This window comes from Gordonia sp. NPDC127522 (assembly GCF_042672305.1).
Taxonomy (GTDB): Bacteria; Actinomycetota; Actinomycetes; order Mycobacteriales; family Mycobacteriaceae; genus Gordonia; species Gordonia hongkongensis.
This window is the reverse complement of the sequence record NZ_JBHXVK010000010.1, coordinates 31,529-42,812: the sequence shown is the minus strand read 5'-3', so window position 1 is coordinate 42,812 and position 11,284 is coordinate 31,529. Positions and strand designations below refer to the sequence as shown.

The following is an 11,284-nucleotide window of genomic DNA, read 5'->3' as shown; positions in this document are numbered from 1 at the left end:
GGGTCTAGCCCAGGGCCGCGGCGAGCGCGGCACCGAAGCGGGCGACGCCGAGGTCGATCTCCTCGGCGGTGACGACCAGGGCGGGGATGAGGCGCACGACATTGGCCGACGGCCCGCACGTGAGCGAGAGCAACCCCTGGGTGGTGGTGGCCTGCTGAACGGCGAGCGCGGCCGCCGCGTCGGGCGTCGTGTTCCCGGCGGCATCGGTCGTGATGAACTCGATGCCGGCCATCAGCCCCAGCCCGCGGACGTCGCCGACGCCCGAGAACGGTGAACACACCTGCTGCAGACCGGCGAGCAGTTGCTCACCGCGGACGCGCGCGTTCTCGACGAGGCCCTCTGACTCGATCACATCGAGGGTCGCGATCGCGGCGGCGGCCGCGACGGCGTTGCCGCCGTACGTGCCGCCCTGCGACCCCGGCCACGCCTTGCTCATCAGTTCCGTCGGCGCCGCGATCGCCGAGATCGGGAATCCCGACGCCAGGCCCTTGGCGGTGATCAGGATGTCGGGGGTCAGGCCCGCCGCGTGCTGGTGACCCCAGAACCTGCCGGTGCGACCGAATCCCGCCTGTACCTCGTCGAGGACGAGGAGGATGCCGTGTCGGTCGGCGCGCTCCCGCAGGCCCTGCAGGAAGCGCGGCGGGGTGGGCAGGTAGCCGCCGTCACCGAGAACCGGCTCGATGAGGAAGGCCGCGGTGTCGTTGGGCGCGACGCGCGACTGCAGCAGGTAGTCCAGTTCACGGAGTGCGAAGTCGACCGCGGTGTCGGTGTCTAAGCCGTAGCGGTAGGCGTAGGGGAACGGTGCCATGTGCACGCCGCTCATCAGCGGGGAGAAGCCCGCGGAGAAGCGCGTCCCGGCGGTGGTCAGGCTGGCCGCCGCGACAGTGCGGCCGTGGAAGCCGCCCTGGAACACGATGATGTTGGGCTTCGCGGTGGCCATCCGGGCGAGACGGACGGCGGCCTCCACGGCTTCGGAACCGGAGTTCGCGTAGAAGACGGAGTCGAGGCCAACGGGCAGTACCGCCCCGAGTCGGGCGGTGAGCTCGAGGAGCGGGGTGTGCATCACGGTGGTGTACTGCGCGTGGATGATCTTGGCGCACTGAGCCTGCGCGGCCGCGACGACATGCGGGTGGCAGTGGCCGGTACTGGTTACGCCGATACCGGTGGTGAAGTCGAGGTAGTCGCGCCCGTCGGTGCCCCGGATCCACGAACCGGCCGCGGTGTCGACGACGACGGGAGTCGCCTGTTTCAGGGCGGGGCTCAGCGACGCGGTCTGGTCGGTGCGGAACTGGGAACTGTGGATCTGGGACTCGACGCCGGCAGTCATGGCTACACGGTGACGCCCGATCGTACGATTGTCAACAATTAGACATCAGCGCTGGTCGTCGAGTTCGTCAAGGGCGGCGCTGAGATCGCGGAGCGCGGTCAAGGCGTGCTCCCACCGGGCCGGGTCGAGCGCGGCCGCCAACCGGATGGCCGCCGTGCGATGGCCCGGGTTGATCGCCCGGACGGCCGCGAGGCCGGCCGCGGTGGGGGCGACGAGCTTGGCGCGACGGTGGGCCGGATTGTCGCGGTACTCGGCCAGTCCGTCGGCGACGAGGAGGTCGGCGGTGCGCTGCACGCTCTGGCGCGTGATCCCCATCGCCCGTGCGATGCCCGCGACCGGCAGCGGTTCGTCGAGTACCGCGCCGAGCACCTGCCACCGCGTGGCGGTCAGCCCGGCGGGTTCGGCGAGACGCTCGGCGAGGGCGAGGAACTGCCCGTTCAAGCGGAACGCTGTCAGCGCGGATGCCGACAGCAGGTCCTGCGGGTCTCTCACTGCTCGCCGGCCAGCGCGTAGAAGCCGCTGGGGTCCTGGTGGCCGTAGAGCTGATACCAGGCGTCGAGCACCGGCGGCGTGTAGACGCCGAGCAGCGCGAAGACCTCCCGAGCGAAGTCGACCGGGGCGATCGCCGCCGCGGTGATGACGCCGCGGTCGGTGACGGCGGGGGCGTCGACGTAGTGGGCGGCCCCGGCATAACCGGTGGGCGACAACTGCTCCGGCGCGTTGCTGGTGTGGCGTCGGTCGTCTAGTAGTCCGGCCCGCGCGAGACCCATTGTCGCGCCGCAGATCCCGGCTACCGGGGTGCAGGCTTCGGACCAGCGTCGCGCGGCGTCGACGAAGGCGTCGTTGGTCTCCCAGGTCTGGGCGCCGGGCAGGACGAGCATCGCGCTGTCCTCGGGGGTGATTTCGTCGAGGGTCGTGTCGGGCACCATCGTGACCCCGCCGATGGTGCGGACCGGCTCGGTCGTCGCGCCGACGGTCACGATTCGGAACGTTCCCGGCTCGGCCTGGTACTCGGGGTTGTTGATGCCGGACGCGACGTACCCGAACTCCCAATCGGCGAGCGTCGGGTACAGGGCGAGATGGACGGTCTTCATGGTGCCTCCTTCGGACGACTATGACAGCATCCTGTCATTAATGACAGGATGCTGTCAATAGATGGTCCGCGAGGTCAGTTGCGCAGACGTTGCCGCGTGGGTCGCCCGGCGAGCGCGGGGGCCGTCTCGCGGATGACCATCAGGCAGCAGAAGCTGATCGCCATCAGAGCCGCCGCATAGAAGCCGACGGGGATCACACTGCCGGTGGCGCTGACGATCCGGTTCGCGATCATCGGGGCCAGGCCGCCGCCCAGCACCGCGCCGACCTGGAAACCGATCCCGATGCCGCTGTAGCGCTGCGTGATCGGGAACAGCTCGGCGAAGGTGGTGAGCATCGGACCATAGACGAACCCGGTCAGTGCGAAGCCGATGGAGATGACCGTGATGCAGGCGGTCAACGACCCGGATGCGGTGACGGAGAACAGGATCGGAGCGAACAGCAGCGACGTGATCATCCCGAAGCCGATCACCGTCTTGCGGCCCAGCCGGTCGGACAGGTAGCTGCCCAGCACGACCGTCGCGGCGTGGCAGGCGAGCGCCAGCGTGCTGCCGAAGACCACCGGGGACCGGTCGAAGCCGCGTCCCGGATCGGTCTCGGTCAGGAAGGAGAGCATGAACGTGAACAGCAGGAAGGCGTAACAGTTCTGTCCGACGTTGATACCGGCGGCCAGCGCGACGCGACGCCAGTTCTGGCGGAGCACGGCGAAGGCCGGCGGCGACTTCTCCTCGGCCTGCTTGGACTCGACGAAGTCCGGTGTCTCACTGACGCGGGACCGGGTCCACACCCCGATCGCCAGCACGACACCGCCGATGAGGAACGGGATCCGCCAGCCCCAGGCCAGGACCTGTTCCATCGGCATCAGCAGGACGAGGGCGAACGACAGGTTGGCCAGGATGCCGCCGACCGGCGAACCGAGGGTGACGAAGCAGCCGTACAGACCGCGCCGGTGCGTCGGCGCGTGTTCGGCGGCGAGCAGGGCGGCGCCGCCGATCTCACCGCCGCGCGAGATGCCGTGCACCATGCGCAGGAAGACCAGGATGATCGGTGCCACGATCCCGATGGCCTGGTAGTCGGGGAGGACGCCCATCGCCAGGGTCGATCCGCCCATGAGCAGGAAGGCTGCGGTCAGCGCCTTGCGTCGGCCGAATTTGTCCCCGAAGTGTCCGAAGATCAGGGCGCCGATCGGCGCCATCACGAAGCCGACCGCGAAGGTCGCGAAGCCCAGGAAGGTGCCGAACCAGGGATCGTCGACGTTGAAGAAGATCTTGTTGAAGACCAGTGCCGTCGCGGTGCCGTAGATCGCGAAGTCGTAGAACTCCATGATCGTGCCGACACCGGACGCGACGGCGACACGGGTGGTCCGTTCCCGGCGCGGCCGGCCGGTGCCGGTGGCCGAGGGGTCGGGTGGTGCAGAATTGTCGAGAGTTACCACGGATCACTCCTCATCGGTGGGCGAACGGACCCTCGAGGCCGTCGTTCGTTGGCTGTACTCGTGGATGGATCGATTGTGTCGAACCCGCGAGGCGGGGGGAATCGGGAAAAGCTTTACCGCGCCGAGCTATTGGCCGCGTTCGGGCACGCTTCACCGCGCCACCGGAACCGGGTCCGGTGGCGGGTGAGGTCGTCGCCCGATCCGTCAGTCGGCCGTGCTGAACTCCTCGTGGCGGGCGAGACGCCCGACCGCGTCGAGTACGCGGGCGAAGTCGGCGATCCGCTGGGCGCGGTAGTCGGCCACGGTGGCCGGGTCGAACTCGTAAAAGCCTGCGCCGTCGGAAATCCCACGACGCCCGGAGGTCATGTTGGACTCGACCAGCGGGGCGGGCGCGAACCGCTCGCCGAGTTCACCACGCAGGTAGTTCGACGCGTGGAACAAGGTGTCGCCACCACCCCAGTCGATGAACTCGAGCAGGCCGAGAACCGCGAAGCGCGAGCCGAATCCGATGCGCACCGCGGTGTCGATGTCCTCGGCGCTGGCCACCCCCTCGTCGACCATCCGGGCCGCCTCGTTCATCACGAGCGCCTGCAGCCGGGGCACGATGTACCCGGGGGACGGGGCGCACACGACGGGTACCTTGCCGACCGCGACGAGCAGGTCGCGGGTGGCGTCGACGACCCCGCGGCCGGTGGCGGTGCCCGGCGCGACCTCGACGAGCGGCATGAGGTCAGCCGGATTCAGCCAGTGCGCGTTGAGGAATCGCTCCGGGGCCGACAACGCCCCGGCGAGCTCGTCGACGAGGAAGCTCGAGGTGGTCGACGCGATGGGGACGGTGTCGCCGACCATCGCCTCGATCCACGTGAGCGCGTCGCGCTTGATCTCGGCGACCTCGGGTACCGCCTCGAACACCAGATCGGCGCCGGCCATCGGACCCAGGGCGTCGACCTCGCCGACGACGGTGACCAGCGCCGCGACGTCGTCGAGGTCCTCGACCGCCAGCAGGCCGAGCGTGACCTTGTGCGCCAGTGCCTGACGGACCGCGGTGCGAACCCCGTCGAGGTAGGCCGCGGCGTCGGCACCGCGGTCGCGGAGGTCGACGACCGTGACCGACACGTTCCCGAAGGCCAGCGCGGCGGCGATGCCCTGACCCATCCGGCCGGCGCCGACGACGGCGACGTGGCAACCCGTCACTGCGCCGGTCCGTCGTGGAGCAGTGCCTGCATGCCGGACCGGTCGAGGTCGGCCAGTCCCAGGTTCTCCAGGGTCCGGCCGCCGGTTCCGGCCGGACGTCCGGTGACCGCGCCGGCGAGGGCGAGCAGGCCGTCGGCCACCGGCGTCGGTACCGACGCCCACCGCCCCACCGAGCTCAGCAGCGCCAGCCCGATCTCGACGTCCTCGGTCATGTAGCGGTGGGTGTGCAGGTCGATGTTCTCGCGCCAGTCGCCGCTGTCGGTGAGCTTCTCGTGGGCGGCGTTGCCGTACATCCACTCGTCGCCGTCGGCGGTGTAGTGGTCGGCGAGCGGGAAGTGCGGTGCGCCGTAGCCGAGCGCCTCCCGGACCGCGATGCGCTCGGCGTCGAGCGTGGAGGTGACCCGCCGGATGGCGTCCTGGGTGCCCTCGTTGTGGATGTCCCACGACGGGAAGTGTTCCAGCGGACCGGCATTCATCAGGATCAGCGGCGGGTGGATGATCGGGCCGGCGTTCATGAGCGCGCCGCTGAGGGCGTCCTCGCTGCGTTCGACGGCGGGATAGACCTCACCGAGGACCGCCAGCGCCCGATCGGTGTGCCGGGCCGGGAACACTCCGGTGGGCAGACGGGTGGCGTACCCGCTGACGACGACCCGGGTGTCGCCGTGCTTGCGTGCGAGGTAGGGCAGGGTCCCGGTCTCGGCGAACGCGACGTCCGCGGGATTGCCGGCCGCGCGCACCGCCCGCGCGAAGACGAACGACCCGAAGCTGCCCGGCGGCAGGTAGACGACCTGGCCATCCCGCAGATGCGGCGCGAGTTGTCGCGCGAGCGACTCGTGGGCGAAGGCCGGGACCGGCGCGACGATGACCTCGGCGTTGGACACCGCCTCGGCGAGGTCGGCGACGATCGAGATCCCGCCGCCCGCTCCGCCGTCGGCGCCGTCGACGCCGATCTGCCGCCGGCCGCGGTGGTCGTCGATCTCGAGCGTGCCGCGCTCGACCAGGGACGAGAACGCGGCGCCGTCCCGTCGCCACCAGGTGACATGGTGGTCCTTCTCGCTGAGCTCGGCCGCAGCCGCATAAGAGCCGTGACCTCCGCCGATGACGCAGACCTTCACGAATCGTCCTCCTCGATCTCGGGCCGCTCGAGCGGCCACTGGGGTGTTGGGAGGAAACGTAGGAGCGCTGCCGCGGACTGTCCCGGCGTCTGCCGAAACCGAAAAAAGTTCACCTCGTGATGCAGGATTGTTGCGTGCCGGACGACCTCGATTATCAGATCGTTCACGCTCTGCAGGTCGCGCCGAGGGCGCCGTGGGGCGTCGTCGGCGACGTCGTGGGTGTGAGCGCGGCGACCGCGGCCCGTCGCTGGGAGCGGCTCGTCGACAACGGTCTCGCCTGGATCGTGACCTATCCCGGGGCCGCGTACCTGAACACCCGCTGCAGCGCGTTCGTCGAGGTCCAGACGTCGGCACGGCGTGCGGCGCTCGTCGAGCGACTGTCGGCGGACCGGCACGTGGCCACCATCCAGCGCACCGCGGGCGACGGCGACCTGCTGCTGACCGTGATGGTCCCGGATCTCGGCTTCCTCGGCGACTGGGTGCAGCGCCTCGCCGACCTCGAGGGGGTCGCCCGGACCCGGACGAGGGTGGTGATGCGGGTCTTCGGCGAGAGTGAACGCTGGCGGGTGCACACGCTGTCCGACGCCGATGAGTCGGTGCTCGCCGAGCATCGACCCGAGCACCGCCCGCTGGCGCACGAACCCGATGAGATGGACCTGAAGCTCATCGCCGCGCTGGCGCAGGACGGCCGGCGCTCGGCGGTCGACCTGGCCGCCGCGAGCGGATTGAGCGCGCCGACCGTCCGGCGTCGGCTGACCGCACTCGTCGCCGAACGCGTCCTGTCGATCAGATGCGAGGTGTCGCACGTGATCAGCGGATGGCCCGTCACGGCGAACGTGTGGGCGCGGGCGTCGTCGAGGTCGATCTCGGCGCTCGTCGACGCGCTCGACGAACTACCCCAGGTACGGGTCTGCTGTGAGGTCACCGGTACCGCGAACATCCTGATGGGCGTCTGGTTACACACCGTCGGCGAACTGTCCGAGTTCGAGCAGCAGCTCGAGAGCCGGGTGCCGGGACTCGTCGTCGCCGACCGCTCGGTCACGCTGGAGACCCCGAAGCGACTGGGTTCGCTGCTCGACCGGTCGGGGTGCCGGACCGGTTCGATCCCGGTGGTCCTGTGACATGACCACGTCGACCTCGCTGCGCTTCGCCCTGCTGATCACCGCGGCGTGCGGTTTCCTCGACAGCTACACGTATCTGTCTCGGGGCGGGGTGTTCGCCAACGCCCAGACCGGGAACGTCATCCTGCTCGCGCTGAATCTGTCGGAGCAGCACTGGTATCAGGCCTCCGGTCATCTCTGGCCGATCCTCGCGTTCCTCGTCGGCGTCGTGCTGGCGGTGCACGTGAAGGCCGGCCGCTTCGACCATCTCCTCGTCTACCCGATCCGCGTGACGATGGCGCTGCAGGTGAGCATCCTCGTCGTGATCGGCTTCGTCCCCACCTCCGTCCCGCACTCGTTCGTCACCATCCCCATCTCGTTCATCACCGCCATGCAGATCGAGTTGTTCCGCAACATCGGCGATCTCAACTACATCGCAGTGGCCACGACCGGGAATCTGATGCGCCTCGTGGAAGCCGGGTACGGCGTCACCGTCGACCGGGCCCCGGACGCGCGCAAGGCCCTGACGGTCTACGGCCGCGTGGTCGGTGCGTTCGCCGGCGGCGCACTCGTGGGGGCGGTCTGCACCCAGGTGATGGGTGGCCGCGCCGCCTGGGTGCCGGCCGGTTTCCTCGCGGTGACGCTGCTGCTCTTCGTCATCGACGAACGCACCGACCCGTCCCCTACGGTGGGGTCATGACCCCACACACGCCCGTGGTCGCCCTGCTGATCTCGCCCGACGACCCCCCGCCGGGCAACCTCGCCGAGCTCGAGGAGCTCGCGACGGTACGACTCTGTACGGCCGACGATCTTGGCGCGGCCCTGCCGGGTGCGGACGTTCTGGTGTTGTGGGACTTCTTCTCCCGCGGCCTCGCCGACCACTGGGGCGAGGCCACGGCGTCGTTGCGCTGGGTTCATGTGTGTGCGGCGGGCGTCGACTCGTTGCTGTTCGACGGGCTACGGGCCTCCGACGTCGTGGTGACCAACGCCCACGGCGTCTTCGACCGGCCGATCGCGGAGTTCGTCCTCGCCGCAGTCCTCGCGCGGCACAAGGGTTTACACGAATCGATGGCGCTGCAGCGCGATCATGAATGGCGTCACCGCGAGACCGTGGCGACCCACCGCACCTCCGCTCTGGTCATCGGGACCGGCGCGATCGGCCGCGCGATCGCGAAACTCCTACGCGCCGTGGGGGTCCGGGTGGTCGGAGCGGGCCGGACCGCTCGTGACTCGGATCCGGACTTCGGGCACGTCGTGGCCACCGACGACCTCGCCGCACAGGTCGGCGGATTCGACACGGTCGTCGCGATCGCGCCGCTGACCGAGCAGACCGCCGGGATGATCGACGCGACGGTGCTGGCGGCGATGAAACCCGGCGCCCACCTCGTCAACGTCGGCCGCGGCGAACTCGTCGACGAGGCGGCCCTCGTCGAGTCGCTCCGTTCGGGCCACCTCGGTGCGGCCACGCTCGACGTCTTCGTGACCGAGCCGCTGCCCGCCGACAGCGCGCTGTGGGATCTGCCCGGGGTCGCGATCTCGGCGCACATGAGCGGAGATGCCGTCGGATGGCGCGAGGCGCTGGCCGAACAGGTCCTCGACAACCTGCGGCGCTACGTCGCGGCGGGTACCGCGGAGCCGGCCGAGGTGCTGGTCAACGTCGTCGACAAGGAACGCGGGTACATCCGGGGAGGTGGATGACCTCACCGCGGGCCCGCCGATAGTAGGCTGTAGCGCGATGACCACCGTCTATTTCCTGATCGCCGCCGTGGCCCTACTGGGTGCGGGTGTCCTGTTGTGGCTCGACCGCCAGCGGTCGAGCGTCGCACGGCACCAGCGTGCGGTCTGGGGCGATGAGCACGAGTTCAAGTTCCGCGAGTCGGACACCAAGCTGCGCAAGGTCTTTCGGCGCGCCACCATGAACGTCGGCGACCACATACCGGTCCAGGACGTCGCCTACGGCCACTACGCCGGGGTGGAGGCCGTGGTCTTCGACCTGGCCGAGACCGCGACCGTGATCGCCGTCCGACGCTCCTCGCCCTCGCACGTCGTCGTCGACCTCCGGCACGAAGACGTCCTCGCGCCCGCCGAGGAAGACGTGGAACTGCTGGGTGCGATGGGCCCGCGGGTCATGTTCTCCAACAACCTCGACGTCGCCCGCCGGGTCTGCGACCGCCGCATGGTCGCCCTCGCCAACAAGGCGCCCGCGTTCGTCGAGGTCCTGTGGAACGAGGGCAACTGGGCGCTCGGCTCGATGCCGGTGACCAACGACCCGGCGAAGCTGAACACCGGGCTGGAGGTCGTCCGCCGGTTCGCCGATCTGCTCCGGGTGCTGCCGCCGATGCGAGAGCCGGAGGATTCGCCCGATCCGCGCGACCCGCACGGACCCACGCGGGCCGAGCTCGCCGACGAGAAGACCGAGTCCCTCCGCGACAAGCGCCGTCGGCAGGCCGCCGGCACCTCCACGGCAGCGGCGTCCCAGACCGGCGCGTCCGCAGATCCCGAGAGCCCGGCGACGGCGCGCAAGCCCCCGGCCCCGTCCACCGGTGGACGCCGGATGTCGCCGATGCCCGTCCGCGGGTCCGCCGGGACCTCCGACGACGCACCCCGCCGCGACACCGGCGAGCGGCCCAACCGGCACCGCAACTGATCGCCTGACGCTCCATGTTCGACCGAGAGGGAAGCCGCATGTCCTCGTCCGCCCCGGTTCCCGCCGAGACCCCGCAGGTCGACCCGACCGCGAAGGCGCGGCTCGCCGAACTCGTCCGCGACCTCGCAGTGGTCCACGGCAAGGTGACGCTGTCGTCGGGCAAGGAGGCCGACTACTACGTCGACCTGCGCCGCGCGACGCTGCACCACGAGGCGTCCCGCCTCATCGGCCGGCTGATGCGGGAACTGACCGCGGACTGGGACTACGTCGCCGTGGGCGGCCTCACCCTCGGCGCGGACCCGGTGGCGACGTCGATCATGCACGCCGACGGGCGGCCGATGGACGCCTTCGTCGTCCGCAAGGCCGCCAAGGCACACGGCATGCAACGCCAGATCGAGGGACCCGACGTCGTCGGTCGCGACGTGCTCGTCGTCGAGGACACCAGCACGACCGGCGCCTCACCGTCCACGGCTGTCGAAGCCGTCCGCGGTATCGGCGGCAACGTCGTCGGGGTGGCCACCGTCGTCGACCGCGCAACCGGCGCGGACGCGGTCATCACCGGTCTCGGCGTGCCGTACCGCTCGCTCCTCGATCTCGGCGACCTCGGGCTTGCCTGAGGCCGGCCCGGCGGGTTCCGCCGACGACCCCGGCGCGGTACCCGGTCCCACCGAATGGCAGACCGGGCCGGCCGTGGGAGTCGGGCCCTGGGCCGTCGAACATCCCGGTGAACCCGCGCCCGCCGACCCGCGCCTCGATGCCGAGTTGCTCGCCCACGGCGACACCCGCAACGTCGTCGACGCCTACCGGTACTGGTCGCGCGAGGCGATCGTCGCCGACATCGATGCCCGCCGGCATCCGCTGCACGTCGCCATCGAGAACTTCGCCCACGACGCCAACATCGGCACCGTGGTGCGCACCGCCAACGCCTTCGCGGTGGCCGCCGTCCACATCGTCGGACGACGTCGGTGGAATCGTCGCGGCGCGATGGTGACCGACCGCTATCAACACCTGATGCACCACGAGACGGTGGCAGAACTCATCGACTGGGCACGTGACGCGGGACTGACCGTGGTGGCGGTCGACAACACGCCGGGAGCCCTGCCGCTCGAGACGGCGGATCTACCGCGCGACTGCGTGCTGGTCTTCGGGCAGGAGGGTCCGGGGGTCAGTGACGACGCGCAGCGCGAGGCCGACCTCACCGTGTCGATTGCGCAATTCGGTTCGACGCGCAGTATCAACGCGGGCGTCGCGGCCGGGATCGCCATGCACGCGTGGGTCCGTCAGCACGCGGCGCTCGACGACGCGTGGTGACGGGCGCGAGTGGCGTCGACTCGGCGCCTCGCTTCGCTCGGGGCCGGCTCAACCAGCGGGGGT

12 protein-coding genes are annotated in these 11,284 nt (G+C 70.2%); 6 read left to right on the top strand and 6 right to left on the bottom strand.

What is annotated here, in order from left to right:
- Positions 1-4: 4 nt before the first annotated feature.
- From ACFVHY_RS16240 to ACFVHY_RS16215, 6 genes are all read right to left on the bottom strand, one after another.
- Entirely contained in the window at positions 5-1,327 is a 1,323-nt protein-coding gene (locus ACFVHY_RS16240; protein ID WP_390273650.1) for an aspartate aminotransferase family protein, read from the bottom strand.
- Positions 1,328-1,372: 45 nt separating this feature from the next.
- On the bottom strand, positions 1,373-1,819 hold the full coding sequence (locus ACFVHY_RS16235) for a MarR family winged helix-turn-helix transcriptional regulator (protein ID WP_065629559.1): 447 nt from the start codon (positions 1,817-1,819) through the stop codon (positions 1,373-1,375).
- Positions 1,816-2,421 (bottom strand): DJ-1/PfpI family protein, encoded by a 606-nt coding sequence (locus ACFVHY_RS16230; RefSeq protein ID WP_390273648.1) that lies wholly within the window; start codon positions 2,419-2,421, stop codon positions 1,816-1,818. Before ACFVHY_RS16230 ends, ACFVHY_RS16235 begins: the two co-directional genes overlap by 4 nt.
- Positions 2,422-2,495: 74 nt before the next feature.
- Positions 2,496-3,854, bottom strand: a complete 1,359-nt coding sequence (locus tag ACFVHY_RS16225; protein ID WP_390273646.1) for an MFS transporter — start codon at positions 3,852-3,854, stop codon at positions 2,496-2,498.
- A 204-nt stretch (positions 3,855-4,058) separates the two neighbouring features.
- A complete protein-coding gene (locus tag ACFVHY_RS16220; RefSeq protein WP_390273643.1) occupies positions 4,059-5,048 on the bottom strand; it encodes a 3-hydroxybutyryl-CoA dehydrogenase in 990 nt (329 codons plus the stop codon).
- The gene (locus ACFVHY_RS16215; RefSeq protein WP_390273640.1) at positions 5,045-6,163 is read right to left on the bottom strand and encodes an NAD/NADP octopine/nopaline dehydrogenase family protein; all 1,119 of its coding nucleotides are present in this window, start codon (positions 6,161-6,163) and stop codon (positions 5,045-5,047) included. Before ACFVHY_RS16215 ends, ACFVHY_RS16220 begins: the two co-directional genes overlap by 4 nt.
- Positions 6,164-6,297: 134 nt before the next feature.
- Here ACFVHY_RS16215 and ACFVHY_RS16210 point away from each other — a divergent pair, with 134 nt between their 5' ends.
- The 6 genes from ACFVHY_RS16210 to ACFVHY_RS16185 are packed head-to-tail and all read left to right on the top strand — an operon-like array spanning position 6,298 to position 11,221.
- Positions 6,298-7,284 carry an Lrp/AsnC family transcriptional regulator gene (locus tag ACFVHY_RS16210; RefSeq protein WP_390273638.1) on the top strand — a complete coding sequence of 329 codons (987 nt, stop codon included), beginning with the start codon at positions 6,298-6,300 and terminating at the stop codon, positions 7,282-7,284.
- 1 nt (position 7,285) lies between these two features.
- Positions 7,286-7,963 carry a YoaK family protein gene (locus ACFVHY_RS16205; protein WP_068971822.1) on the top strand — a complete coding sequence of 226 codons (678 nt, stop codon included), beginning with the start codon at positions 7,286-7,288 and terminating at the stop codon, positions 7,961-7,963.
- The gene (locus ACFVHY_RS16200; protein WP_390273635.1) at positions 7,960-8,961 is read left to right on the top strand and encodes a D-2-hydroxyacid dehydrogenase; all 1,002 of its coding nucleotides are present in this window, start codon (positions 7,960-7,962) and stop codon (positions 8,959-8,961) included. Before ACFVHY_RS16205 ends, ACFVHY_RS16200 begins: the two co-directional genes overlap by 4 nt.
- Positions 8,962-8,998: 37 nt before the next feature.
- Positions 8,999-9,910 carry a hypothetical protein gene (locus tag ACFVHY_RS16195; protein WP_390273633.1) on the top strand — a complete coding sequence of 304 codons (912 nt, stop codon included), beginning with the start codon at positions 8,999-9,001 and terminating at the stop codon, positions 9,908-9,910.
- A gap of 38 nt (positions 9,911-9,948) precedes the next feature.
- On the top strand, positions 9,949-10,527 hold the full coding sequence (gene pyrE, locus ACFVHY_RS16190) for an orotate phosphoribosyltransferase (protein ID WP_390273630.1): 579 nt from the start codon (positions 9,949-9,951) through the stop codon (positions 10,525-10,527).
- Positions 10,520-11,221 (top strand): TrmH family RNA methyltransferase, encoded by a 702-nt coding sequence (locus ACFVHY_RS16185; protein ID WP_390273628.1) that lies wholly within the window; start codon positions 10,520-10,522, stop codon positions 11,219-11,221. Before pyrE ends, ACFVHY_RS16185 begins: the two co-directional genes overlap by 8 nt.
- Positions 11,222-11,284: the final 63 nt, after the last annotated feature.

Coding starts and splice junctions, on each gene's coding strand:
- ACFVHY_RS16240 (WP_390273650.1), bottom strand. CDS start 1,327: ATGACTGCCGGCGTCGAGTCCCAGATCCACAGTTCCCAGTTCCGCACC.
- ACFVHY_RS16230 (WP_390273648.1), bottom strand. CDS start 2,421: ATGAAGACCGTCCATCTCGCCCTGTACCCGACGCTCGCCGATTGGGAG.
- ACFVHY_RS16205 (WP_068971822.1), top strand. CDS start 7,286: ATGACCACGTCGACCTCGCTGCGCTTCGCCCTGCTGATCACCGCGGCG.
- ACFVHY_RS16200 (WP_390273635.1), top strand. CDS start 7,960: ATGACCCCACACACGCCCGTGGTCGCCCTGCTGATCTCGCCCGACGAC.
- ACFVHY_RS16195 (WP_390273633.1), top strand. CDS start 8,999: ATGACCACCGTCTATTTCCTGATCGCCGCCGTGGCCCTACTGGGTGCG.
- pyrE (WP_390273630.1), top strand. CDS start 9,949: ATGTCCTCGTCCGCCCCGGTTCCCGCCGAGACCCCGCAGGTCGACCCG.